The sequence below is a fragment of the Rathayibacter iranicus NCPPB 2253 = VKM Ac-1602 genome, from assembly GCF_003149025.1.
Taxonomy (GTDB): Bacteria; Actinomycetota; Actinomycetes; order Actinomycetales; family Microbacteriaceae; genus Rathayibacter; species Rathayibacter iranicus.
In genome coordinates this window covers 218477-244376 of record NZ_QGDV01000002.1, presented here as the reverse complement: position 1 = coordinate 244376, position 25900 = coordinate 218477, and the positions used below count along the sequence as shown (strand labels likewise).

The following is a 25900-nucleotide window of genomic DNA, read 5'->3' as shown; positions in this document are numbered from 1 at the left end:
CTGCGCGGCGTGCCTCCGGCCCACAAGCGCGCCAAAACCCTAGTCTGCGGACGTGCCCGAATTCCCAGCGTCGTCCCAGCTACCCGAGGAGTTCCGGATCGCGACGCAGTCGATCCGCACGGCCGTGACGCGCGAGGAACTCACCGTGTCCGAGATCGCTTCGCCCGCCGGACTCGCTCCCTGGGCCTTCGCCCTCTCCGGTGACGTCTCTCCGCACGCCCACGGCCGCGACTCCGAACTGGGCACCGGCCGCTTCATCCTGCTGTATGACCCTGAGGAGCCCGAGCAGTGGGGCGGCCCTTTCCGAGTGGTCTGCTTCGCCCAGGCTCCACTCGAGGTTGAGATCGGCACGGATCCCTTCCTCGCCGAGGTGGCCTGGTCGTGGCTGATCGACGCGCTCGAGGTGCGCGGCGCCCGATACTCCGCCGCCTCCGGCACCGCGACGAAGGTGCTCTCGACCGGGTTCGGCGAGTTGGCCACCCAGGGCGACGGCGCGCAGATCGAGATCCGTGCATCGTGGAGTCCAGAGGATGCGCAGCTTGCCGCACACGTGGAAGGGTGGGGGGAGCTGTTGTGCATGCTCGCGGGTCTCCCGCCCGTATCGGGCGACGGTGTGACCTCGCTCGCCCTTCGACGGAACAATCGTGACTGATTACCGAGTCCTCTCCACACCCGACGAGTTCCTCGCCGCGGTCGACGCCCTCGCCGCCGGCGAGGGTCCGGTTGCTGTCGACGCCGAGCGCGCTTCCGGCTTCACCTACTCGCAGCGCGCGTACCTGATCCAGGTCTATCGGCGTGGTGCCGGCGCGTTCCTCCTTGACCCGCCCGCCATCGGCCGGATGGATGCGCTTCAGGCGGTCATCGGCGAGGAGGAGTGGGTTCTACACGCCGCGAGTCAGGACCTTGCGTGCCTGCGCGAGGTCGGCCTCGATCCCGTCCGCATCTTCGACACCGAGCTCGCGGCGCGGCTCCTGGGCCTGCCTCGGGTGGGTCTCGGCGCCGTCGTCGAAGATCTGCTGGGCGTCCACCTCGCGAAAGAACACTCGGCGGCCGACTGGTCCACCCGGCCGCTCCCCCAGAGCTGGCTCGTCTATGCCGCGAAGGACGTCGAACTCCTGATCGACCTGCGTGATCGGATGGAGGAGCTGCTTGTCGCGGCCCGGAAGACCCGGATCGTGCGCGAGGAGTTCGAGGCGACCCTGGCTCGCGCGCCGAAGGTCATCCCGCCCGATCCCTGGCGACGCCTCGCCGGAGTGCATTCCCTCCGCGGCCAGCGGCCCCTCGCCGTGGCGCGAGAACTCTGGCTGGCTCGCGACGCCTTTGCCCGCGAGCGTGACATCGCGCCCGGCCGACTCATCCCGGATGCCTCGATCATCGCCGTCGCTCGCAATATCCCCACCAGCGTGGGGCAACTCTCGGGTCGGCGCGACTTTACCGGTCGAGCCAGTCGCGGCGAGGTAGAGCGCTGGTGGGCAGCGATCGAACGGGGTGTCGCGACGGAGGAGCTGCCCAACCCCACTCGGCCCGCCGTCGACACCCTCCCCCCGCCGCGCGCGTGGGGCGACCGCAACCCGGCTGCTGACGCCCGGCTCAAGGCCGGTCGCGCCGTCGTGACCGAGATTGCTGAACTTCTGACGATGCCCGTGGAGAATCTGCTGACGCCGGAGCTACTGCGCCGCCTGGCGTGGAACCCGCCCGAGCCGCTCGACGCGACGACGGTCGCCGAGGAGCTTGCCCGCGCCGGAGCCAGACCCTGGCAGATCGAAGCGACGTCCGGCTCGATTGCGACCGCATTTGTCGAAGCCGCCCAAGCGCCGGCCGAGGGCACCGAAAGCCCTTCGTAGGAAGCGGCAAAGGATTCCGGCTACGCGGTGCGGTTTCCTACGATCGACGGCGACCGTGAGTTCCTGGGAGGCATTGTGGCCGAGAGATCCGAAGTCGTATTCGTCGACGGAGTCCGTACTCCGTTCGGGCGTGCCGGCGAGAAGGGTATGTACTGGCAAACCAGAGCCGACGACCTCGTCGTCAAGGCGATGATCGGGCTACTCGAGCGCAACGGCGCTCTGCCGAAGGAGCGGGTGGACGAGGTGGCCATCGCCGCGACCACCCAGCAGGGCGACCAGGGCCTCACCCTTGGACGAACCGCCGCGATCCTCGCCGGTCTGCCGAAATCGGTGCCGGGCTTTGCCATCGATCGGATGTGCGCCGGAGCGATGACCTCGGTCACCACCACGGCCGGTGGCATCGCGTTCGGCGCGTACGACGTCGTCCTCGCGGGCGGAGTCGAGCACATGGGCCGCCATCCGATGGGCTTCGGCGCTGACCCCAACCCGCGCTTTCTCTCAGAGCGCCTGGTCGGCGAAGACGCTCTCAACATGGGCCGCACTGCCGAGCGGATCCACGACCGCTTTCCGCACCTGACCAAGGAGCGCTCCGACCGTTACGCCCTGCGCAGCCAGCAGAAGCTCGCCGCCGCATACGCCGCGGGCGACATCCAGCCCGACCTCGTGCCGGTCGCCACACGAAGTGCCTCCGGCTGGGGCCTCGCGACCACGGACGAGGCGCCGCGCCCCGAGACGACGCTTGCGGGCCTCGCGGGATTGCGCACTCCGTTCCGACCCCACGGCCGCGTCACCGCGGGCAACTCCTCCGGACTCAACGACGGGGCAACCGTCTCGCTCCTCGCCAGCGCCGAGGCGGCGAAGGAGCTCGGACTAAGTACGAAGATGCGGATGGTGAGCTTTGCGTACGCCGGGGTGGAGCCCGAGATCATGGGAATCGGACCCGTCCCTTCCACCGAGAAAGCGCTGCGCAAGGCGGGCCTGGGCATCAAGGACATCGGGCTCTTCGAACTGAACGAGGCGTTCGCCGTGCAGGTGCTCTCCTTCCTCGACCACTTCGGCCTGGACGACGACGACCCCCGGGTCAATGAGTACGGCGGAGCGATTGCGATCGGCCACCCGCTCGCATCCTCCGGAGTGCGGCTGATGATCCAGCTCGCCCGTCAGTTCGAGGCGCACCCCGATGTGCAGTACGGCCTGACCGCGCTCTGCGTCGGGCTCGGCCAGGGCGGCACAGTGATCTGGGAGAACCCGCACTTCGACGGCAAGCGCGGACGACGGAAGGGACGCTAACCCATGCTCGACGGATTCGAGAACTTCGTGGACCTCGCCGAGGGCGAGGTCGTCACCCACTCCTACCTCCGAGACGTGCCACTGCCCAGCGGTCGCACGCTCGCCCTGATCACGCTCGACAACGACCGCGACCACACGCGGCCCAACACGTTCGGTCCGGCCTCGCTCTTCGAGCTGGCCGACATGTTGATCGCGCAGAAGGAGCGGGCCTCGCGCGGTGCCATTCATGCGGTCGGTGTCACCGGCAAGCCGTTCATCCTGGCTGCGGGCGCCGACCTCAGCAAGGTCGGACACATCCCGAGCCGTGAGCTCGGCCGTCAACTGGCGCGTCTGGGCCACCGCACACTCGGGATGCTCGCCGAACTGGGCGTCCCGTCCTTCGCCTTCATCAATGGACTCGCGCTCGGCGGTGGTACCGAGATCGGCCTGAATGCCGATTACCGCACCGTCGATTCGTCCATTCCCGCGCTCGGGCTGCCCGAGGTGTTCCTCGGGATCATCCCCGGCTGGGGCGGCGCGTGGCTCCTGCCGAATCTGATCGGGATCGAAAACGCGCTCAAGGTCGTCGTCGAGAACCCACTGAAGAACAACCGCACGCTCAAGGGCCAGGAGGTGTTCGACCTCGGTATCGCCGACGCGATCTTCGCGCCTGCGAACTTCCTTGAGGACTCGCTCCGCTGGGCCGACGGCGTGCTCGGCGGCACTGTCACGGTGGAGCGGTCACATGTGCCTGGCAAGCTGGAGCGCCTGGTCAAGTGGGACGCCGCGATCTCGATCGCCCGCAAGCAGCTGGAGTCGCGGATCGGCACCGTTGCGGCCTCGCCGTATCGCGCGCTGGACCTGCTCAAAGCGGCGAAGAACACGACCCGCGAGGAGGGGTTCGCCGCCGAGGACGAGGCGTTGGCTGACCTCATCTCGGGAGACCAGTTCCGCGCGAGCATCTACGCCTTCGACCTGGTGCAGAAGCGGGCCAAGCGTCCAGCGGGCGCGCCCGACAAGGCGCTCGCGAAGCCGGTCACCAAGGTCGGCGTGATCGGAGCGGGGTTGATGGCTTCGCAGTTCGCTCTGCTTTTCCTGCGCCGCCTTCAGGTCCCGGTGGTCATCACCGACCTCGATCAGGAACGGGTCGACAAGGGCGTGGCGGGCATCCGGAGCGAGATTGACACGCTTCTAGCGAAGGGTCGCGTGTCTCCCGATGACGCCAACCGCCTCCGCGCACTCATCACCGGCACGACCGACCGCTCCGACTTCGCCGATGCCGACTGGGTCATTGAGGCGGTCTTTGAGGAGCTGTCCGTCAAACAGGACGTCTTTGCCGACATCGAGCGTTACGTCTCGCCGACCGCGGTACTCGCCACCAACACCTCGTCCCTCTCGGTCGAGCGGATCGGCGAGCGGTTGCAGCACCCAGAGCGCCTGGTTGGCTTCCACTTCTTCAACCCGGTCGCGGTGATGCCGCTGATCGAGGTCGTTCGGACACCACATACCGACGACGAGACTCTCTCGACTGCGATGGTGACCGCCGCGTCACTCAAGAAAAACGCGGTAATTACGCGCGATACTCCCGGCTTCGTCGTCAACCGTGTTCTCGCGAAAGTGCTTGGAGAGGCGATGCACGCCGTCGACACGGGCACGCCTTTCGAGGTGGTCGAGCGTTCGCTCGCCCCGTTCGGTCTGCCGATGACCCCGTTCGAACTGCTCGAGCTGGTCGGCCTCAAGGTCGGTGCGCACGTGCTCGACACGCACCACGCCGCGTTCCCGGACCGCTTCTTCAAGAGTCCCAACCTGCACCGCCTCGCCGAACTCGGCCACGTGTTTGAGCGAGACGCGAAAGGCCGCGTGAAGGGTGTCGACAAGCGCGCGGTCGCGATCGTCGCGGGCGGTACCGAGCCGATGACAGCGGAGCAGCTGCGGCTGCGCGTCGAGACCGGTCTCGCCGATGAGGTGAAGCGGATGCTGGACGACGACGTCGTGCACGCCGCCGAGGACATCGACCTCTGTCTCATCCTGGGCGCGGGCTACCCGTTCCAGATGGGCGGGCTGACTCCCTACCTCGACCGTGTCGGCGCGAGTGAGCGCGCCTTCAGCGATACCTTCCACCACCCCGCGATTCGCGGCGTCGACTGACCGGCGGGGCGTCGGAGATCCACCGGCGCGCCCCCGCGCCGTGCGATGTGCAGGGGCACGTGCGATCTGCAGGGGATTCTTCCGTCCTCGGTCCAACCTCGCGGCAGCACCCGGATTTCGGAAAAAAGTCCTGCAGATCGCACCGTCCCCTGCACATCGAACCTCGGCGTGCCGAGCGTCCGGCCGGAGTCAGTCGCTGCGGGCGTCGTCCCGCGCCGCAACCTCGTCCGGCAGCGGGCGGGCAACGGGGATTTTGCTGCCGAGCACCTGCGCCACCACGTCGCGGGCGATGTGCTGCGGAGTGAGCCCCACGTCCTCAAGGATTTCATCGCGCTTCGCGTGGTCGAGGAACTGGTCAGGGAGGCCGAGTTCGGTCACCGCTGTGTCCACGCCGGCCTCGCGCAGATCCTGACGGATCCGAGTGCCGATCCCACCGACACGCACGCCGTCCTCGATCGAGACGACGATGCGGTGCTCGCGAGCGAGTTCGATGATGCTCGTCGGTACCGGAACGACCCAGCGCGGATCGACGACCGTGGCTCCGATGCCCTGCGCGCTCAAGCGCCGCGCGACGTCGAGCCCCGTTGCCGCCATCGGTCCCACGGTGACGAGCAGCACGTCCTGCCGCTCGCCGCGAGCAAGAACGTCGACCCCGTCGCTCAGACGTTCGATGGCTTCGATCTCGTCACCGACGTCGCCCTTCGAGAAGCGAAGCACCGTCGGCGCGTCGGTCACGCCCACGGCCTCGCGCAGCTCTTCGCGCAGCCGAAGAGAGTCACGGGGGGCGGCTAGGCGGATGTTGGGTACGACCTGGAGGATCGCGAGGTCCCACATGCCATGGTGGCTCGGTCCGTCCGGTCCCGTCACTCCCGCGCGGTCCAGCACGAAGGTGACTCCCGCGCGGTGGAGCGCGACATCCATCAGAACCTGGTCGAAGGCACGGTTCACAAAGGTCGCATAGAGCGCCACCACGGGGTGGAGCCCACCAAAAGCCAAACCCGCGGCCGAGGTCACGGCGTGCTGTTCGGCGATGCCGACGTCGAAGACCCGCTCGGGATACTTCTCCGCGAGGCGATCGAGGCCGACCGGGCGGAGCATCGCCGCAGTGATGCCGACGATGCTCGGGTCTTCGTCGGCGAGCGTGACGATCTCCTCCGCGAAGACCGACGTCCAGGAGCGGGCGCCGGGAGCCGCGAGCGGCTCGCCGGTCTCGTGGTCGATCTGCCCGACGGCGTGGAACTGGTCGGCGAGGTCGTCCACGGCAGGACCAAAACCCTTGCCCTTCTGCGTGATTGCATGCACGATGACCGGCTGGCCGTAGTCCTTGGCCTGCTGGAGCGCCTCCTCCATCGCCGTGAGGTCGTGGCCGTCGATCGGCCCGAGGTACTTGATGTCGAGGTTGGAGTACAGCGCCTCGTTGTTGATGAAGCGGCTGAGGAAGCCGTGCAGCCCGCCGCGCACACCCCGGTAGACAGCGGCGGCCGGTCCGCCGAGCCGCTCCGAGACAGCGCGGGAGCCCCGGTGCATCGTGCGATAGCCGGGCCGGGTCCGCACTCCGTTGAGGAACCGCGCCATGCCGCCGATGGTCGGGGCGTAGGAGCGACCATTGTCGTTGACCACGATGACGAGCCCCCGGGAGTTGTCGTCGCTGATGTTATTCAACGCCTCCCAGGTCATTCCCCCGGTGAGCGCTCCGTCGCCAACGACGGCCACGACGTGGCGGTCCTTTTGACCGGTCATCGTGAACGCGCGGGAGATGCCGTCGGCCCACGAGAGCGAACTCGAGGCGTGCGAACTCTCGACGATGTCGTGCGGCGACTCCGACCGCTGCGGGTAGCCCGCGAGGCCGCCGCGCTGACGCAAGCGCGAGAAGTCTTGCCGCCCCGTCAGAAGCTTGTGCACGTACGACTGGTGCCCGGTATCGAAGATGATCGCGTCGTGTGGCGAGTCGAAGACCCGGTGGATCGCGATGGTCATCTCGACCACGCCGAGGTTTGGACCGAGGTGACCGCCTGTCTTGGACACCTCGAGCACGAGGAAGTCGCGGATCTCCTGCGCCAAGGTCTCGAGCTCGGAACGGGTCAGGCGATCAAGATCGCGAGGACCGCCGATGGTCTCGAGAACAGCCATGCGCGCCGCCTTCCGGGAGAGGAGTCGAGGGTGAGGACGTCTCCCGAGTCTACGCACGGGCCCGCCGGGAATGCGTGTGCGCCTCCCCCTGAAGGGGAGGCGCACACGTTCTGCGGCTGATTAGACGAGCGAGCGCAGGACGTACTGCAGAATGCCGCCGTTGCGGTAGTAGTCCGCCTCGCCGGGGGTGTCGATACGGACGACCGCGTCGAACTCGACGGTGTGCTTACCCGCTGCGGAGTGCTCGGTCGGCTCGGCGACGACATGCACGGTCTTGGGGGTGACGCCCGCGTTCAACTTCTCGATACCCGAGATGCTGATCGACTCGGTGCCGTCGAGTCCGAGTGACTGCCAGGTCTCCCCCGCCGGGAATTGCAGCGGGACGACGCCCATGCCGATGAGGTTGGAGCGGTGGATCCGCTCGAAGCTCTCGACGATGACCGCCTTGACACCCAGAAGACTCGTCCCCTTAGCGGCCCAGTCGCGCGACGAGCCGGAGCCGTACTCCTTGCCGCCCAGGATGACGAGCGGGGTGCCGTCGGCCTGATAGTTCTCGGAGGCGTCGTAGATGAACGACTGCGGCGCGTCGGACTTGGTGAAGTCGCGGGTGTAGCCGCCCTCCACCCCGTCGAGCAGTTGGTTGCGCAAGCGGATGTTCGCGAAGGTGCCGCGGATCATCACTTCGTGGTTGCCGCGGCGCGAGCCGTAGGAGTTGTAGTCCTTGCGGTCGATGCCGTGCGCGTCGAGGTAGCGGCCGGCGGGGCTATCGGCCTTGATCGAGCCGGCGGGGCTGATGTGGTCGGTGGTGACGGAGTCGCCCAGCTTGGCGAGGACGCGCGCGCCGGCGATATCGGTGACCGGGGTCGTCTCCATCGTCATGCCGTCGAAGTACGGAGGCTTGCGCACGTAGGTCGACGACTCGTCCCACTCGAAGATCGAACCCTCGGGGGTCTGTAGCGCGCGCCAGCGCTCGTCACCGTCGAACACGCCCGCGTACTGGGTGTCGAACATCGACTTGTCGATCGAGGAGTCGATCGTCGCCTGCACCTCGGCCGCGTCGGGCCAGATGTCCTTGAGGAACACGTCGTTGCCGTCGGAGTCGGTGCCGAGCGCGTCGACCTCGAAGTCGAAGTTCATCGAGCCGGCGAGCGCGTAGGCGATCACGAGCGGCGGGCTCGCCAGGTAGTTCATCTTCACGTCGGGGTTGATGCGGCCCTCGAAATTGCGGTTGCCCGAGAGCACCGCGGTCACGGCGAGGTCATTGTCCTGCACCGCGGCCGAGATCTCCTCGAGCAGCGGGCCGGAGTTCCCGATGCAGGTGGTGCAGCCGTAGCCGACGGTGTAGAAACCGAGGGCCTCGAGCGACTTCGTGAGGCCAGCCTTTTCGTAGTAGTCGGTGACGACCTTCGAGCCGGGAGCCAACGTGGTCTTGACCCACGGCTTGGCCTTGAGCCCCTTCTGCGCCGCGTTGCGGGCCAGCAGGCCGGCCGCGAGCATGACCGAGGGGTTCGACGTGTTGGTGCAGGAGGTGATCGCGGCGATGGCGACGGCGCCGTGGTCGATCGTGAAGCGTTCGCCCTTCTCGCCCAGCTCGACAACGGTCGGCTTGGAGGCGCTGGCGGGTGCGTGCGAGCGGTGGATGTGCTCGTGACTGCTGTGCTCGTCCTGCGGCTGGAGTTCTCCCGGATCGGAGGCCGGGAACGACTCCGTCAGGGTGAGGTCGACGATGTCGTGGGAGACGTCCGCGTAGTTCGTGAGGTCGGCCTCGAACTGAGTCTTGGCCGACGATAACTCGATCCGGTCCTGCGGGCGCTTCGGACCCGCGATCGAGGGGACGACAGTGCTGAGATCGAGCTCGAGGTACTCGCTGAACACGGGCTCGACCACGGGGTCGTGCCAGAGCTTCTGCAACTTGGAGTACTGCTCGACGAGGGCGATCTGCTCGTCGCGACGGCCGGTGAGACGCAGGTAGTCGAGGGTGACGTCGTCAATCGGGAACATCGCGGCGGTCGAGCCGAACTCGGGACTCATATTGCCGATGGTCGCGCGGTTCGCCAGCGGGACCTCGGCGACGCCGGCTCCGTAGAACTCGACGAACTTGCCGACGACGCCGTGCTTGCGCAGCATCTGGGTGATGGTGAGGACGACGTCGGTTGCGGTCACGCCGGTCGGGATCGAGCCGGTCAGCTTGAAACCGACGACCTTGGGAATGAGCATCGAGACGGGCTGGCCGAGCATCGCTGCCTCGGCCTCGATGCCGCCGACACCCCAGCCCAGCACTCCGAGACCGTTGACCATGGTGGTGTGCGAGTCGGTGCCGACGCAGGTATCGGGATAGGCGCGCAACACTCCGCCGACCTCGCGGGTCATCGTGACGCGGGCCAGGTACTCGATATTGACCTGGTGGACGATGCCGGTTCCTGGCGGGACGACCTTGAAGTCATCGAAGGCGGTCTGGCCCCAGCGGAGGAACTGGTAGCGCTCGCCGTTGCGCTCGTACTCGAGCTCGACGTTGCGCTCGAGGGCGTCCTCGGTGCCGAAGATGTCGGCGATGACGGAGTGGTCGATGACCATTTCGGCAGGGGCGAGCGGATTGATCCGGTTCGCGTCGCCGCCCAAGGCCGCCACGGCCTCGCGCATGGTCGCGAGATCGACGATGCAGGGCACGCCGGTGAAGTCCTGCATCACGACGCGGGCTGGGGTGAACTGGATTTCGGTGTCTGGCTCCGACTCCGGGACCCATTCGCCAAGCGCGCGGATGTGGTCGGCCGTGATGTTGGCGCCGTCCTCCGTGCGGAGAAGGTTTTCGAGCAGCACCTTGAGGCTGAACGGAAGCTTCTCGTGACCAGGAACCCGGTCGATGCGGAACACCTCGTAGTCGGTCGAGCCGACCGTCAGGGTGTCTTTGGATCCAAAGCTGTCTACCGCGGACACGTCGCCCTCTCCTTCGCTGACTGCAGCATCCGCCGTCGGGCGGCGCCGCTCTCCGCCCTCATCTTGACGACCGCGCACAGCGACCTGCCACCAAGGAGGACCTAACTCGACAACGTCGTCGCTCCCGGTCATCCCCTCCGCAACGGTGCGGGGAGGCGAGTGCTATTTATCTCGACGTCGAGACAATTCTACGCCTGTTCGGAGGGGTTACCCGCATCCTTGCGCTCTGCGGCTCCCCGGTACTCCGCCCGTACCGCGAGAACGGTGAGCACCAACAGCGGTGCGTACAGAGGAAGACCGAGGACGAGCTTCCAGGTACCGAGCGCCGTCGTGTCCTCGGCAAGGAACAGCGGGTATTGCACTGCCAAGCGCAGGAGGAACAGTCCCGCCCAGGCGAAGGTCAGTGCGGCAAAGAGGCGGCGCTTGCGTCGGTCGTCGCGCCAGACGGTCCCGTCTCCCATCAGGTAACCAGCGGCGATGCCGATCAGCGGCCAACGCACGAGGGCCGAGATCAGGAACACCAGTCCGTAGGCGAGGTTCGTGATCAGGCCAGGCACGAAGTTGTCGACAGCGCGTCCGGTGAACAGCGCGAGCGCCGCTGAGACCACCACTCCGAGTAGACCGCCGACAGCCTGGATGACCGGGGTGCGGCCGAGCACGCGTGCGACGGTGAACGCCAGTGCGAGCCCGACCGATGCGGCGAGCGAGAGCACGAGATTCGACGTGATCGTGTACAGGAGAACGAAGGCGATGCCCGGAACGACGGCCTCGAGGATCCCACGCACCCCGCCCATCGTGCGCAACAGCGCGCGGCCGTCGAAGGGCTCGCCCGTCGCAACAACCCCGAGTCCGGAGCGGCGGGCCGCGTCGGCGATCGCCTCGCTCACCTCGGGGCGCGCCGGCTCACTGGGCTCCTCGCGCTCGGATCGTCCCGCCTCCATGCGGGTCAGCTCGCGCTTTGCTGGGTCTGGCCGCCGGTGGGCACCTTGAGTGGGATGAGGTCGCGCGGAGGCATCGGGCCGCTTCCTCGCACCACGACGATGCTGCGGAAGAGTTCCTCGACAGCGGCGGCGGCCTGCTCGTCGGTGGCGCCCGCCCCCGCGATTACTCCGCGGAGGAACCAGCGGGGACCGTCGACACCGACGAAGCGCGCGACCCGCGTCTGACCGCCGGCGACGGGCAGCTCGGCCACCAGCTCGGGGCCGAACACGCCGTCGCGTTCCGCAATTGCACCGCCCTGGCGACCGATCTGCTCTCCGATCTGCGCGCGGATCTCGTGCCAGAGCCCGGATGATCGCGGCGCCGAGAAGGGCTGCACCTGCAGCGTCGAGCCTGCGTAGTCCAGGCCAACGGCGATGACGCGTTTCGTGCCCTCCTCGACCTCGAGACGGATGTGCATCCCCTCGCGAGGGAGCACCTTCACCCCGCCGAGGTCGATGTAGGGGCGAACCGGGTTCGCCTCGCGCTCGTCGAGGGGGCCCGCCTCGGCGCGGTCGTGCGGAGCCGACTTCTCGAAGTCCTGCTGGACCGGCTCGAGTGCCTCGTCGGCTGTGGGCTGGATGTCGCTCATGCGCTCTCCTCGTGGGTTCTGGGACCCCGGGCGCCGGCGGCGTACCCGGTGGATCCGAAGCCGCCCGTGCCGCGGACCGATTCGGGAAGCTCGTCGACGGCTGTGAAGCGCGCCTGGACGACGGGGACGATCACGAGCTGCGCGATCCTGTCACCCACCGAGACCCGGTAGCTCTCGCGACTGTCGGTGTTCAGCAGCGCGACCCGGATCTCGCCGCGATAGCCCGCGTCGATCGTTCCCGGGGAGTTGACGATGGTGACGCCATGCATGAAGGCCAGCCCACTGCGCGGGACCACGAGGCCGGCGTGCCCCTCGGGTAGTGCGATCGCGACACCGGTGCCGACGCTCGCCCGTTCACCCGGCGCGAGTTCGACGTCTTCCGTCGAGTGCAGGTCGGCTCCGGCATCGGCCGGTCGAGCATAGGTGGGCAGCCGATCCGCGCGGATCGGGACATCGACGGTTGCAAGCACGTGACGAGGGTAGACCAATCGTCTGGTGCAATAGGGTCATGCCGTCCTACCGAGAGAGGCTGTGGCCCGCGCCGTGGCTGTTCGTTGCCACCGCCCTCGTCATTCCCGCCAGCATCCTGGTTTTCGCGCCGATCGACTTCACGGTCGGGGTGATCGTGGCAGCCGTGCTCTACTCCGGCTGTGTGCTCGCGCTGCTCGCGCTCTCGCCCACGATCGAGGTGGCGGAGGGAGAGCTGCGCGCCGGTCGCGCTCACATCCCGCTCGACCTGGTGGGCGAGCCCAGCGCTCACGCCGGCCAGCAGGCGTTCGCCGAGCGCGGCCCCCGGCTCGACGCGCGGGCCTACCTGGTCATCCGCGGCTGGATAAAGGACGTGGTGCGGGTGCCGATCGAGGACCCGGAAGACCCGACGCCGTACTGGCTGCTCTCGAGTCGGCGCCCCAACGACATCGTCGCCGCGATCCAGGGATCACGGCGACGGAGCGGTCGTCCTTCAGGTCTGCCAGGCGCCTAGGCGGCGCACTCCAGGCAAATCGGTCCGAGCTTCTCCTCGTGGTCGATCTGCGAGCGGTGCTTCACGAGGAAGCAGCTCACGCACGTGAATTCGTCCGCCTGGGGCGGAAGGACCACGACGTCCAGATCGAGGTCGGACAGATCGGCGCCGGGCAATTCGAATCCGCCCGGGTTGTCGGCGTCATCGACGTCCACGACTCCGGACATCTTGTCGGGGACTCGCTCCTTTAGGGCCTCGATCGACTCGGAGTCGTCATCGGTCTTGCGGGGGGCGTCGTAGTCCGTAGCCATTCCCATCCACTTCTTATTTAGCTGTTCAACACATCGGCGGGGTCAGTGTGCATCACGATGGATCGATTCGCAAACCACGTCGCGCGGCTCTTGACACCGTCCACCGCTCTTCCTCCCCACCAACTTTCGACCCGCCCGCGGTATTCCCGGCCGATCGCCGCGGCGCGTGGCATCCTTGGCCCGTCCGCGTCCAAAAGGAGGTCTCCCACGATGATGGAACTGAAGGTGATCGGCGTCGAGGGCGGATCTCTCGTCCTCGTGTCGGAGGGCGGCGACCGATTCTCCGTTCGCATCGACGAGACGCTGCAAAGCCAGCTGCGGCCGCGCGTCCACTCTCTCCCGCCGCGGGAGAAGCGCGTGTCGCCGCGCGAGATCCAGGCCCACATTCGCTCGGGGCTCTCGGCAGTCGAGGTCGCCGACCTCACGGGCGCCGATCTCGACTATGTCCTTCGTTTCGAAGGTCCGGTAACCGCCGAACGCGAGCACGTCGTCGCTTCCGCGCTTGCGGTGCGCGTGTATACGAGCGCCGATCCCGACCCCCTCGAAGAGGGGACCCCTTTCGGGGACGTCATTCGCGAACGTCTCGTCGCCCTCGGCGCCGAGGGCGAGCAGTGGTCGAGCTGGAAGGAGGAGGAGGGGTGGATCGTGAAGCTCCTTTTCCGCTCGGACGAGATCGACCATGACGCCCGCTGGCGGTTCGACCCGCGCAAGGCACTCCTCTCGCCACTGACCGCCGAGGCGGTCACTCTCTCGCAGCAGGGCGAGATCCGGCCGACGCTGATCCCGCGCCTGCGCGCTGTCGTCCCCGCCGCGGTCGACGAATTGGCTACCCGCTTCGATCCCGACTCCAGCGCCCCGCAGTCACGGGCGCGTTCGACGCGGGCCGACCACCCCACTGCGGGTCGCCCGGCCGCGATGCCGCATGCGCGCCCCGCCGCGGTCCGCCCCTCGGACACTGAGCCGCAGCCGGCTCTGGCCGAGACCCCTCGCCCGATCTCGACGCTCCCCCGCCCCGTCACGAGCACCACGGAGCAACGCGAACGGAACCTGAACGACACCGCCGATCTGCTCGATGCCCTGCGCCGCCGCCGTGGTGAGCGCGATCACGCCTCCTCGCTGCGTGTCCGCGAGGAGCCTGAGCACGGCGCCGAGGCGTCCGTTGCCGAGAAGGCGCCGGAGCTGCCGCGTGCGACCCCACCGGTGCCCGAGCAGCCGTCGGCGGCGCGAGGGAGTGTCCGACGAGGTCGAGTGTCGATGCCGAGCTGGGACGAGATCGTCTTCGGAGCGCGGAGCGACGACTGAGGTGGTCGTCGTTCGCGGGACGGCCGCCGCTCAGCTCGTCGCGAGCGCCCCAAAGCCGAGCAGTGGGACGTGGGTCTCCTCGGGGGTGAGCGAGCCGTGCTGGCCGATCATCGAACGACCGGAGGAGTCGCTCGCCGAGTAGTAGGCGATCGCCTTGCGAGCGGCGACGAACACATCGCCCATCCGCGCGGCCGCCGCTGGTCCGACCTCGCCAAACCAGCCGCTCGCCGCCATATCTGACCGCGTGCCGATCCAGGCCCGCTCGCCCTCGGCCTCGGCCCAGCGTCCCGCAACCTCGTCGGCATCGACGCCCGGCTCGAGGTGCAGCTGGAGGCAGCGCGGCTCCCCGCCGAGATGGCGGACGCCATCGAGGAGGGGACGCTCGAGAAGGACGTGCGAAGAGGCAGGCACGTCGATCACCCCATGGTCGGCCGTGACCACGAGCCCCTCCCGGCTGCCGAGAAGGCGGGTGGCGGTGGCGAGCTCGCCGTCGAGCTGCTCGAGCGCCGCGGTCCACTCCGGTGATTCCCAGCCGCGTGCGTGCGCGACCTGGTCGAGTTCGGGGACGTAGAGGTAGACGAGTTGCCGGCCACCCCGATCGAGCAGCGTTCGCGCCGCGGCGAAGCGTTCGGTGACGGTGCCGGCGGAGTGGTACTCGGCTCCGCGGAGGATGGCCCGGGTGAGACCCGAGTGGGCGTAGCGCGGGTGGCCGATGACGCCGGTGCGGATGCCCTCGGCGACGGCTCGCTCAAACACAGTCGGGTGTGGCTGCCACTGCTCCGGAACCATGCGCTCGTCCCAGCCCGAGAGCTGGTTGACCAGGCGGTCTGAGGCGCGGTCGAGCACGCGGTAGCCCACCATCCCATGCTCCCCCGGCCGCAGCCCGGTGGTGAGGCTGGCGAGGGCGGATGCCGTGGTGGTCGGGAATCCGGAGACCAGCGTGGTGGCGCGATTCAGCGCGGGCGCGAGTACCCGCGAGTGCCCGGAGCGCTGTCGAAGGTTCGCTGCCCCGAGGCCGTCGACAAGGACCAGCAGAATCCGCTCGACGTGCCGGGAACCCAGGAGTCCGGGGCGACCGAGGATCGCGTCGAGGGCTCCCGGCAGGACATCGGCGAGGCACCGCCGCCCGGCGGGGGCGACCGGTATCATGAGGGTCATTGCGCCCAGTTTCGCACAGCGCCGCCGTCCCCGCCGGGCCGACGCTGCGGAACCGACGGGCAGGACTACGCGCCTGGACCGGCGCGACGCCGCCTCCGCCGGTGCCTCGTCCCGCTCTCACCCGTGGCTCCCTGTCGGGAGTCATCCGTTCAGGAGGCGCTCACCCCGCCGTCCCGCGTCCGCCACCGAAGTGAGTCATGAACGCAGCAGCCCCTTCCTCCGGATCTTCGCTGACCGAGCGGATCGAGGACGTCGACGTCTCGGCCGAGATGGAGGGTTCGTTCCTCGAGTACGCGTACTCGGTGATCTACTCCCGAGCGCTGCCCGATGCCCGCGACGGCCTGAAGCCGGTTCAGCGCCGCATCCTCTACATGATGAGCGAGATGGGCCTCCGCCCCGATCACGGCCATGTGAAGTCGGCAAGAGTGGTCGGCGAGGTGATGGGCAAGCTGCACCCGCACGGCGACGCCTCGATCTACGACTCCCTCGTGCGCCTGGCGCAGCCGTTCACGATGCGGGTGGCGCTCGTCGATGGGCACGGCAACTTCGGCTCCCTCGACGACGGCCCCGCCGCGGCCCGTTACACGGAGGCGCGCCTCGCTCCGGCCGCGACGGCGATGACTGAGCACCTCGGCGAAGACGTCGTCGACTTCGTGCCGAACTACGACAATTCCCACGACCAGCCCGAGGTGCTGCCGTCGGCCTTCCCCAACCTTCTCGTCAACGGCGCGAGCGGCATCGCCGTGGGCATGGCGACCAATATGGCGCCGCACAATCTGGTAGAGGTCATCGGAGCAGCGCGGCATCTCATCGCGCATCCCGACGCCTCCCTCGATGACCTGATGTCGTTCGTGCCCGGCCCTGACTTCCCCAGCGGCGGCACGATCGTCGGCCTCGCCGGGGTTCGCGATGCTTACGCGACCGGCCGGGGCAGCTTCAAGACCCGTGCGCGTGTCTCCGTGGAGAGCATGACGGCCCGCAAATCGGGCCTCGTCGTGACAGAGCTGCCCTACCTCGTCGGCGCCGAAAAGGTGATCGACAAGATCAAGGACGGTGTGCAGAACAAGAAGCTCAGCGGGATCTCGGACGTTACCGACCTCACGGATCGCGACAACGGCCTCCGGCTGGTCATCGGCATCAAGACCGGTTTCAGCCCGGAGGCGGTGCTGGAGCAGCTTTACCGGTACACGCCGCTCGAAGACGCCTTCGCGATCAACAACGTCGCGCTGGTCGACGGTGGTCCCCGCACGCTCGGTCTGAAGGAACTCCTGCAGGTCTACATCGGCCACCGGGTGCAGGTCGTCACCCGCCGCTCCCGCTACCGACTGCGCAAGCGTCAGGAGCGCCTGCACCTCGTCGAGGGCCTACTCATCGCGATCCTCGACATCGACGAGGTCATCCAACTCATTCGCGCCAGCGACGACACGTCCGCCGCGCGTGCCCGGCTCATCGAGGTCTTCGAACTCAGCACGCTGCAGGCCGACTACATCCTCGAGCTGCAATTGCGCCGCCTGACGAAGTTCTCGCGCATCGAGCTCGAGGCTGAACGCGACACCCTGCTGGCCGAGATCGCCGAGCTGGAGGCGCTCCTCGCCAACCGCGCGCGGATTGACGAACTCGTGTCAGACGAGCTCGACGAGGTCGCTCAGCGCCTCGGCACTCCTCGTCGCACGCTGCTGACAGAGGCGCGCCCCTCGATCGCCACAACGGGGCGCAAAGCCGCCGCCGTGCTCGAGATCGCCGACGTCCCCTGCCGCCTCCTGCTCAGCACCACCGGTCGGATGGTGCGCGTCGACCGCGACCCGGAGGCCGCTCCCCACCCTGAGCGCGCCACACGCCGCTCGAAGCACGACGCCATACTCAGCGTGCTCGATACGACGACGCGCACGGAGATCGGTGCGGTGACGACTGCCGGGCGCCTCCTGCGATTTTCCCCCGTCGACGTTCCGGCTGTGCCCTCCTCCTCGGTGCAGCTGGCGGCGGGAGTGCGAATGACCGAGTACCTCCCGCATCTGATGAAGGACGAGCGCGTGCTGTCGCTCGTCGCCCTCGATGACCCTCGGCCCATCGCTCTCGGGACCCTGCAGGGCGTCGTCAAACGCGTCGCTCCCGGCGAACTCCCCAACCGGCCCGACATCGAGCTGATCGCACTGAAGCCGAAGGATGTCGTGGTCGGCGCGGCCGGGTCGACCGACGATGACGAACTCGTATTCGTCACCGGTGAGGCGCAGCTCCTCCGATTCAGCGCCGCCGCCGTCCGGCCGCAGGGTCGCACGGCGGCGGGCATGGCCGGAGTGAAGCTCGGCGAGACCGACGGGGTCGTGCACTTCGGAGTGGTCTCGGCGAAAGACCGCGAAAACGCCGTCGTTGCGACCGTTGCCGTCGACAGCTGGGCCCTGACAGGCACCGACACCGGCAGCGCGAAGGTGACGCCCTTCTCCGAGTTCCCGAGCAAGGGGCGGGCGACCGGCGGGGTCCGCGCGCAGCGTTTCCTCCGGGGTGAGACGGCCCTCGGAGTCGCGTGGGTCGGTCCCGGCCCGGCTCACGCTCTCGAGGCCGACGGCTCGGTCGCGTCGCTCCCCGAGTCGGGGATGAAGCGCGATGGATCCGGCGTCGCGCTCGCCGCACCGATCGCGACAATTGGAGCAGCATCTGAACTGTTCTGAGCCCTCGAACCGCTGCGAGCCCTTGAGCCACTGTGAGTACGTGCGCCCGCTCTGACTACGTGAATCGCGGTGAGCGCCCGCACCACCGACCTCAGACGTCGATGCGATCCCGCGAGAGCGACTCCGAACCGCGCACAATGAACTCCTTGCGCGGGGCGACGTCGTTACCCATCAGCAGCTCGAAGACCCGTCCCGCATTTTCGGCATCGGCCACGCGGACTCGACGGAGCGTGCGTCGGGCCCGGTCCATCGTGGTCGTCGCCAGCTGGTCCGCGTCCATCTCACCCAGGCCTTTGTAGCGCTGAATCGGGTCCTGGTAGCGCCGGCCCGCTTTACCCAGCGCAGCGAGGACGCTCTGCAGCTCCTTCTCGGAGTATGTGTAGATCGTCTCGTTCGGCTTCTTACCGGCGTTCATGACGACAAGCCTGTGCAGTGGCGGAACGGCAGCGAAGACTCGGCCCGCCTCGACCAGCGGGCGCATGTAGCGAAAGAACAGAGTAAGCAGCAGGGTGCGAATATGCGCGCCATCGACGTCGGCGTCGCTCATCAGGATGATCTTCCCGTATCGGGCCGCCGGAAGATCGAACGAGCGGCCGGAGCCCGCGCCGATCACCTGGATCATCGACGCGCACTCGGCGTTCGAGAGCATGTCGGCGATGCTGGCCTTTTGAGTGTTGAGGATCTTCCCGCGGATGGGCAGCAGCGCCTGGTATTCGCTGTTGCGGGCGAGCTTCGCGGTGCCGAGAGCGGAATCGCCCTCGACGATGAAAAGCTCGCTGTTCTCCACGTCGTTGCTACGACAATCCACGAGTTTCGCCGGCAGCGACGACGATTCCAGCGCATTCTTCCGGCGCTGCGTCTCCTTGTGTGCGCGCGCCGAAATGCGCGACTTCATTTCGGCGACGACCTTCTCGAGCAGCTGCGACGTCTGCGTCTTATCTTCTCGGCGGGTCGAGGAGAAGACCGCGCCCAGCGTCGAGGCGAGTGTGCTCGCGACGATCGCGCGCACCGCCGGCGTGCCGAGAATCTCTTTGGTCTGGCCCTCGAACTGCGGCTCAGGGAGTCGCACGGTCAGCACCGCGGTGAGCCCCGCGAGCACGTCATCCTTTTCCAGCTTGTCCGAGCCGACCTTGAGGCGCCGAGCGTTCGCCTCGACCTGTGAGCGGAGCAACTTGAGCAGGCCCTGTTCGAACCCGGTCTGATGCGTCCCTCCCTTGGGTGTCGAGATGATGTTCACGAAGCTGCGCACGACAGTCTCGTAGCCGGTTCCCCAGCGCAGGGCGATGTCGACCTCGCAGGTGCGCTCGACCTCAGTCGGCACCATCGCACCGCCCGAGGTGAGCACGGGGACCGTCTCGGTGAAGGTACCCGAGCCCGTGAGGCGCAGGATGTCGGTCACCGGCGCGTCAGGGGCGAGGAACTCGACGAATTCCGAGATGCCACCGTCGTAACGGAACATCTCCGCGCGGCGCTCCTCCGCCCGGTCATCGACAATGTCGATCGTGAGACCGGGGACGAGAAACGCTGTCTGCCGCGCCCGAGTAACGAGCTCGTCCGTCTGGAATGACGCGCCTTTCGTGAAAATTTGGCGGTCGGCCCAATAACGCACGCGGGTTCCTGTCACGCCCTTCGCGACTTTTCCGATGACGGTGAGTTCGGAGCCGTTCTCGAACGGCGTGAACGGCGCGTCCGGAGTGGGCTCGCCAGCGTCGGCGAAGCGGCCCGGCTCGCCGCGGTGGAAGGACATCTGGTACGTACGGCCGTTGCGGTCGACTTCGACGTCGAGCCGCTCCGAGAGCGCGTTGACGACCGAGGCGCCGACGCCGTGCAGGCCGCCGGACGCAGCGTACGAGCCGGAGCCAAACTTCCCCCCCGCGTGCAGCTTCGTGAAGACGACCTCCACCCCGGAGAGTCCGGTCTTGGGTTCGATGTCGACGGGGATTCCGCGCGCTCGGTCGCGGACCTCGACGCTCCCGTCGGCGTGCAGCAGAACGCTGATCTCGGTGCCGTGCCCCGCCAGGGCTTCATCGACGGAGTTATCGATCACCTCCCACACACAGTGCATCAGCCCGCGCGAATCGGTCGAGCCGATGTACATCCCCGGCCGCTTGCGGACCGCTTCGAGACCTTCGAGGACCGAGAGATGCCGGGCGTTGTAGTCGGTAGAGGCCATCCGTCGAGTCTACTTTCGCGGTGACGCTCCCCCTGGTTGCGGCGCGGACGAGGCATTCAGCACATCCCTCCGGGGACCGACCCGCCTACGCGCAGAGCGAAATGCCGCCTGATCGACTCCGCCGGGAAACATCCGCGTGCTTGGATGGTTCCACTAAGCAGAGATCGAAGACCGAGTGCAGGAGGCCAAGTCATGTCGACCACAGCAACCCAGAATGGCGTGGACGAACTCGCCAGTGCCCACCAGCTCTCCGGCGCCGACCGCTGCGACAGCTGCGGTGCGCAGGCGTACATCCGAGTGGTCGTGAACAACGGCGAACTGCTGTTCTGCTCACACCACGGCAAGAAGTACCAGGAGAAGCTTTCCGGCATCGCCCAGAGCTGGCACGATGAATCCGCCCGGCTCTTCGAGGAACAGCGCCCGTAGCGCTCCCTTGATCAGCCCGGTTGGAGCGTCTGTACCCTACCGACCGACAACCCTACCGACCGACACCGAGCCGCTTCGCGATGATATTGCGGGCGGCTCGTGCCGTGTCATCCACCGAGCGGATGCGCTCATCGCTGATCGAGTAAGCGTCGCCGAGGGCGCGGCGGAGGATGACATCGGCCAGTGCGGGGTTCTTCGCGAGAACGGGCCCGTGCAGGTGTGTGCCGAGCAGACCGCCCGCGAAGTAACCCTCGTAGCCGGCTCCGTCACCGGTCCCGTACAGGACGCGGCCGAGCGCGTGTTCGGCAGAGATGCCAGTCATTCGGCGCTCGTGGTTCTCGAAGCCAATGAGCAGGCCGTCCGCCCCGTCGACGACGAGGTCGTCGGCCACTCGGTCTCCGGCCACGGAGCGTCCTGGGAACAGGCCAATCCCCTTTAGCTCGCCTGAGGGCGTCACAAGGGACTCCGCCATCAGCTCCCAACCGGCTCCGACAGCGACAACCTGGGTGCCCTCCGCAACCCATGCGTGCACGGTCGAGGCAATCGTCCGTAGGAATTCCAGGACGGCCGGAAGGTCTGCTTCGGCACCGGTACCCGCGACCAACACATCGGGTCGGACAGCGGCGTCCTCCGGTCTCGCGAGCGGGAGGACGTTAGCATCCGTTCCGGCCCAGCGTGCGCGCGCGGCGAGAACACGTGCGTTCCCGGCATCGCCGTTGCTGTCGAGGATGTCAGGGGCGAGGACCGCGATGCGCAACGTGGTCATTCGGGCTCCTCGCGGTTGGTAGTGAGATGCAGAAGAGAACGTGTGCGGCGCATCGAGTCTGCTGAGAAGACGATCGTCTTTCGCCCGATAGTCGGCGTCGGCAGGGCGAGGAAACTCTCGAGCGCTCGCCCGAGATCCTCGTCCACCGCGTCGACCGCAACGCCGTCGTAGCGCAGGTGCAGTGCCGCCTCGTAGGCCTTCGATCCCGAAATGACGCGGACCCGTCGCAGAACCGAGGTGTCGACGGGCCAGAAGTACGACGGGTCGCGCACGTCGGAGCCGATCGCGAGCATGATCTGCTCGGTGCCGTCCGGAATCTCGGCAATGTTGAGCCGGTAGCTTGCCGGATTTTGCACCAGGACAAACTCCACCTCCTGGCCTCGAACGGTCACGACTTCGCCCCGGCCAAAGACGGGCTCGATTGATGAGAGCGCGTGGGCGGTCGTCGCGGGATCGAAGCGCGCGTCGAGCACCGCCCGGGCGGTCGAGACGGCCGCTGCGGCATCGACGGCGTAGTGGACGCCTCGAGCCGGGAGGCGCACGGCGAGCGCGTCACCGTCACTCCTGATCTCGGCAGCGTCGCCGTGAGTCGACTCCACGACGGTGGTAGCGCGGTCACCTCCCTCGGCATCAGTGGCATAACCGAGACCGCGTGGGAAGCCAGCGCGCACCGAATCGGAGACGCCATACCAGCGGACGATGTCATCGGAGAGGCCGCTTGCTATGTCGGCGACGTGTCGGTCGTCGGCGTTCAGCACCACCCGTCCGGTCGCCCGGGCAGCGATCGCCGCGAGCATCCGCGCGACCATCGCGGGGTCAAAGAAACGGTCGATCTGATCAACCACCACATTTGTCAGCAGTACCACGCGAGGGCGTAGACGTGGCGCAAGCCGTGCACCGTGCCCCTCGTCCATCTCGAGGACGGCGATGTCCGCGTCGATTCGGCCGCGGAGATCGGCTCGCTCGAGCAGGGCAGAGGTGAGCCCCTGTGCGATATTCGCAGTCGAGGGGTTGGTGAACACCCGGAGGCCGTGCGCGCGGAGGATGGCAACGAGCATCTTCGTTGTCGTGGACTTGCCCGCGGATCCCGTCACAACGACGAGTCCCTCCGGGAAGCCAGTTACCACGGCGGGGAGAAAGCCCGGTGCGAGGCGATTCACCACCAGCCCGGGAACAGCGGATCCCCCACCGGGCTTTCGCACCCGCGCTGCGAATCGGGCGGCCCTTCCCAGGAGGATCGCCGGGGCGTAGCGGATCACCGGCCTACTCGAGGTAGTCGCGGAGCGACTGCGAGCGGGACGGGTGACGCAGCTTGGCCATCGTTTTGGATTCGATCTGGCGGATCCGCTCGCGCGTGACACCGAAGGTGTCGCCAATCTGGTCGAGCGTCTTGGGCATGCCGTCGCCGAGGCCAAAGCGCATACGAATGACGCCCGCTTCGCGCTCCGAAAGCGAATCGAGAAGTGACTCGAGCTGCTTCTGCAGCATGGTGAAGCCCACCGCATCGGCCGGCACGACCGCCTCGGTGTCCTCAATGAGGTCACCGAACTCGCTGTCGCCGTCCTCGCCGAGAGGCGTATGCAGCGAAATCGGCTCACGGCCGTACTTCTGCACCTCGATGACTTTCTCCGGGGTCATGTCGAGCTCGCGAGAAAGTTCCTCAGGCGTTGGCTCTCGGCCCAGGTCTTGCAGCATCTGGCGCTGCACGCGAGCCAGCTTGTTGATGACCTCTACCATGTGCACCGGGATGCGAATGGTGCGCGCTTGGTCGGCCATCGCGCGGGTGATGGCCTGGCGGATCCACCACGTCGCGTAGGTCGAGAACTTGAAGCCCTTGGTGTAGTCGAACTTCTCGACCGCACGGATCAGGCCGAGGTTGCCCTCCTGGATGAGATCGAGGAACTGCATTCCACGACCGGTATAGCGCTTGGCCAGGCTGACTACGAGTCGGAGGTTTGCCCCGAGAAGGTGGCTCTTCGCTCGTTGGCCGTCTTTCGCGACCCAGCGCAGCTCGCGGACGAGTTCAGGACTGAGATCGGACGAGTTTGCGAGCTTGTCCTCGGCGAAGAGACCTGCCTCGATGCGCATCGCGAGTTCGACCTCCTCGGCCGCGTTCAAGAGCGCGACCTTGCCGATCTGCTTGAGGTAGTCCTTGACCGGGTCGGCCGTCGCGCCGGTGATCGCGGTCGAGTAGACCGGGACCTCGTCGTCCTCGCCGCCGAAGGAGAGAACGAGGGCGCCGCTCGGGAGCGGCTCCGCGGGCGCCGCGACTGCGACGACGGGAGCATCCGCGACCTCCGCGTCGTCCTTGGTCTCGGTGTCCTCGACGACGACCTCGGTCTCGTCGTCTTCAGCTACCTCCACCTCGTCGGGCTCAACCGCCTCGGTCGGCTCCTCGTCGCCGTCGGCGGGAGCTGCGGCCTTCGTGGTCGCGCGCGAGCGGGTGGTTTTGGCAGCGGTGGTCTTCGTCGCCGCCTTCTTTGCCGCGGGCTTGCGCGTCGCGGGCTTCTTGGTGGTCGTCGTCACGTCGTCATCGACGGCGTCGAGCGTTGCGGTCTTGGTAGCTCTGGTGGCCATGGCGGCACCTCTCCATCCGTTGCGTCCCGGAGGCGGACGACGCCAGGAGAGCGTCGTCTGTCGGTGGGCATTACGAGGACCCATGTCAAGTCGAGGACGTTGCACACCCGACGTAGGCCTGGTGCTCCTCGACCCGAACGGGTCCTATTGACAATTATTGCACGTCTGAGTAGTGCAGCTGTGCGGTGGGGTGCGATTGCGCCCCTTGCAGGCCGAGAACCGCCCGACCAGGCTGCGTCACACAGGAAGATCACGGTTCTCGGCGAGCGATCGGAGGTAGATGACGATCGGAAGCAGATGACGATTAGCGCCCCGTGCGCCCGCGGCGCAGACGGTCGTCGCAGCGTAGACGGTTGTTCAGTGCAACCCAGAGCGGTGCCACGGTTATTCCCTCGTCCTCGGCGAGGCGGCGGCGGGTGCGGCGCCGAGCAACAAGCAGCCCCACGACCCCGGCACCAATCACGACGTACTGCACGCACCAGGCAATCCGGAAATGCTCGAGGGAATACGTCTGCTCTGACGACGCGTCCGGGCCCGCAAGAGCGTCCAGGATCAGGCCGATCGCGAACATCATCGTGAAGCTCGCGAGGAATCCGCCCACGTTGACGACCCCATTCGCCGCCCCGAGACTCCGAGACGGATTAAAAGTACGGGCGAAGTCGAAGCCGATCATCGAGCCCGGGCCGCCCGCTCCCACGACGATGAGGAGCACCACGACGAGCCAGTACGGCGGGATGCCCGGCCAGAGCAGCACCGCGGTCCAGGCGACGCCCATCGCCGAGACGATCCCCAGCACCAGATTGCTACGGCGTGTCGGATGGCGCGCGGTGAGCACTCCGAGGACGGGGCCGACCACGATTCCGGCGACGACAACGATCGTCAGGGTGGGCGCCGCGACCGCCGGGGGTAGCTGGATCGCATAGACGAGGAACGGGTAGCCCCACAGCAGCGTGAAGACCGTGCCGGAGGACTGCGTCGTGAAATGCGACCAAAAGCCGAGCTGCGTCCCGGGCCGGCTCAGGCTCACTCCGAGCTGCGCGACGGTCGCCCTCAGCGTCGACGGCCCAGGGACGACCTGCTCCGCGCGCGGTGGTAGGTCGCTGATCAGGAAGAGCACGGCGAGGAACGCGAGAGCCCCGGTACCCGCAGCAGAGAGGAATGCAGGAGTCCAGCCGAACGTGTGCAGAACGGCGGCGAAAGGAAGGGCGGAGAGGATTTGGCCCACCTGACCGATGTTCCCGGTCCACTGCGACAGCTGGGGAACGATCGGGCCGCTGAACCACGTCACGGTGAGGCGGATCACAGAGGTGAAGATCGCGGCGTCACCCGCCCCCAGCAGCACGCGCCCGAGGACTGCGATGCTGATGCTCGGCGCGACCGCTACCACGATCTGTCCCGCCATCATGAGCGCCGTCCCGCTGAGGATGAGTGCGCGCGGTCCAAAGCGGTCGATCAGGATCCCGACGGGGATCTGCATCCCCGCGTACACGATTAGCTGGACGACCGCGAGGGTCGAGAGGACCGCCGCCGCGACTCCGAATCGTTCCGCTGCATCGACGCCCGCCACACCGAGAGTCGTGCGATTGAGGACTGCCACCAGATAGGCGAATGCGCCGGTACCGAAGACAAACCAGGCCCGACGATCTCGCACTCCCGCGATCCTAC

The 25900-nt window shown here is 67.5% G+C and carries 20 protein-coding genes; 8 read left to right on the top strand and 12 right to left on the bottom strand.

Features of this window, described 5'->3' with window-relative positions:
- The first annotated feature begins 52 nt into the window (after positions 1–52).
- The 4 genes from B0H03_RS03645 to B0H03_RS03630 all read left to right on the top strand — a co-directional run bounded on the left by B0H03_RS03645 (position 53) and on the right by B0H03_RS03630 (position 5261).
- Positions 53–652, top strand: coding sequence for a DUF3000 domain-containing protein (locus B0H03_RS03645; protein WP_104264798.1), 600 nt, complete (start codon positions 53–55; stop codon positions 650–652).
- Positions 645–1844 carry a ribonuclease D gene (locus B0H03_RS03640; protein WP_104264797.1) on the top strand — a complete coding sequence of 400 codons (1200 nt, stop codon included), beginning with the start codon at positions 645–647 and terminating at the stop codon, positions 1842–1844. Before B0H03_RS03645 ends, B0H03_RS03640 begins: the two co-directional genes overlap by 8 nt.
- A 75-nt stretch (positions 1845–1919) precedes the next feature.
- Positions 1920–3134, top strand: a complete 1215-nt coding sequence (locus tag B0H03_RS03635) for a thiolase family protein (protein ID WP_104264796.1) — start codon at positions 1920–1922, stop codon at positions 3132–3134.
- A 3-nt stretch (positions 3135–3137) separates the two neighbouring features.
- Positions 3138–5261 (top strand): 3-hydroxyacyl-CoA dehydrogenase NAD-binding domain-containing protein, encoded by a 2124-nt coding sequence (locus B0H03_RS03630; RefSeq protein ID WP_104264795.1) that lies wholly within the window; start codon positions 3138–3140, stop codon positions 5259–5261.
- A 189-nt stretch (positions 5262–5450) separates the two neighbouring features.
- Here B0H03_RS03630 and dxs read toward each other — a convergent pair whose 3' ends face one another.
- From dxs to dut, 5 genes are all read right to left on the bottom strand, one after another.
- Positions 5451–7391, bottom strand: a complete 1941-nt coding sequence (gene dxs, locus B0H03_RS03625) for a 1-deoxy-D-xylulose-5-phosphate synthase (RefSeq protein WP_104264794.1) — start codon at positions 7389–7391, stop codon at positions 5451–5453.
- Positions 7392–7511: 120 nt separating this feature from the next.
- The gene (gene acnA / locus B0H03_RS03620) at positions 7512–10325 is read right to left on the bottom strand and encodes an aconitate hydratase AcnA (RefSeq protein WP_104264793.1); all 2814 of its coding nucleotides are present in this window, start codon (positions 10323–10325) and stop codon (positions 7512–7514) included.
- 188 nt (positions 10326–10513) lie between these two features.
- Positions 10514–11266 (bottom strand): DUF3159 domain-containing protein, encoded by a 753-nt coding sequence (locus B0H03_RS03615; RefSeq protein ID WP_104264792.1) that lies wholly within the window; start codon positions 11264–11266, stop codon positions 10514–10516.
- 5 nt (positions 11267–11271) lie between these two features.
- A complete protein-coding gene (locus B0H03_RS03610; protein ID WP_104264791.1) occupies positions 11272–11895 on the bottom strand; it encodes a DUF3710 domain-containing protein in 624 nt (207 codons plus the stop codon).
- Entirely contained in the window at positions 11892–12365 is a 474-nt protein-coding gene (dut, locus tag B0H03_RS03605; protein ID WP_104264790.1) for a dUTP diphosphatase, read from the bottom strand. The genes B0H03_RS03610 and dut overlap by 4 nt, the downstream gene beginning before the upstream one ends.
- A 38-nt stretch (positions 12366–12403) precedes the next feature.
- Here dut and B0H03_RS03600 point away from each other — a divergent pair, with 38 nt between their 5' ends.
- Entirely contained in the window at positions 12404–12877 is a 474-nt protein-coding gene (locus tag B0H03_RS03600) for a DUF3093 domain-containing protein (RefSeq protein WP_104264789.1), read from the top strand.
- Here B0H03_RS03600 and B0H03_RS03595 read toward each other — a convergent pair.
- Positions 12874–13167, bottom strand: a complete 294-nt coding sequence (locus B0H03_RS03595) for a DUF4193 domain-containing protein (RefSeq protein WP_055792269.1) — start codon at positions 13165–13167, stop codon at positions 12874–12876. The two genes, B0H03_RS03600 and B0H03_RS03595, sit on opposite strands and share 4 nt — an antisense overlap.
- A gap of 210 nt (positions 13168–13377) precedes the next feature.
- Here B0H03_RS03595 and sepH point away from each other — a divergent pair, with 210 nt between their 5' ends.
- A complete protein-coding gene (gene sepH / locus B0H03_RS03590; protein ID WP_104264788.1) occupies positions 13378–14469 on the top strand; it encodes a septation protein SepH in 1092 nt (363 codons plus the stop codon).
- 30 nt (positions 14470–14499) lie between these two features.
- On the opposite strand, the gene B0H03_RS03585 is transcribed toward sepH, so the two are convergent.
- Entirely contained in the window at positions 14500–15627 is a 1128-nt protein-coding gene (locus tag B0H03_RS03585) for an alkaline phosphatase family protein (RefSeq protein ID WP_237399494.1), read from the bottom strand.
- A gap of 197 nt (positions 15628–15824) precedes the next feature.
- Between B0H03_RS03585 and B0H03_RS03580 the strand changes: the two genes are divergently transcribed.
- On the top strand, positions 15825–18293 hold the full coding sequence (locus B0H03_RS03580) for a DNA gyrase/topoisomerase IV subunit A (protein WP_104264787.1): 2469 nt from the start codon (positions 15825–15827) through the stop codon (positions 18291–18293).
- 91 nt (positions 18294–18384) lie between these two features.
- Here B0H03_RS03580 and B0H03_RS03575 read toward each other — a convergent pair whose 3' ends face one another.
- Positions 18385–20466, bottom strand: a complete 2082-nt coding sequence (locus B0H03_RS03575) for a DNA gyrase/topoisomerase IV subunit B (protein WP_104264786.1) — start codon at positions 20464–20466, stop codon at positions 18385–18387.
- 192 nt (positions 20467–20658) lie between these two features.
- On the opposite strand from B0H03_RS03575, the gene B0H03_RS03570 reads away from it, so the two are divergent.
- Positions 20659–20892, top strand: coding sequence for a DUF7455 domain-containing protein (locus B0H03_RS03570; RefSeq protein WP_104264785.1), 234 nt, complete (start codon positions 20659–20661; stop codon positions 20890–20892).
- Between the two features lie 52 nt (positions 20893–20944).
- On the opposite strand, the gene B0H03_RS03565 is transcribed toward B0H03_RS03570, so the two are convergent.
- From B0H03_RS03565 to B0H03_RS03550, 4 genes are all read right to left on the bottom strand, one after another.
- Positions 20945–21658, bottom strand: coding sequence for a type 1 glutamine amidotransferase (locus B0H03_RS03565; protein ID WP_104264784.1), 714 nt, complete (start codon positions 21656–21658; stop codon positions 20945–20947).
- Positions 21655–22917 carry a MurT ligase domain-containing protein gene (locus B0H03_RS03560; protein WP_104264783.1) on the bottom strand — a complete coding sequence of 421 codons (1263 nt, stop codon included), beginning with the start codon at positions 22915–22917 and terminating at the stop codon, positions 21655–21657. Before B0H03_RS03560 ends, B0H03_RS03565 begins: the two co-directional genes overlap by 4 nt.
- 4 nt (positions 22918–22921) lie before the next feature.
- On the bottom strand, positions 22922–24235 hold the full coding sequence (locus B0H03_RS03555; RefSeq protein ID WP_104264782.1) for an RNA polymerase sigma factor: 1314 nt from the start codon (positions 24233–24235) through the stop codon (positions 22922–22924).
- Positions 24236–24539: 304 nt separating this feature from the next.
- Positions 24540–25886, bottom strand: a complete 1347-nt coding sequence (locus B0H03_RS03550; protein ID WP_104264781.1) for an MFS transporter — start codon at positions 25884–25886, stop codon at positions 24540–24542.
- Positions 25887–25900: the final 14 nt, after the last annotated feature.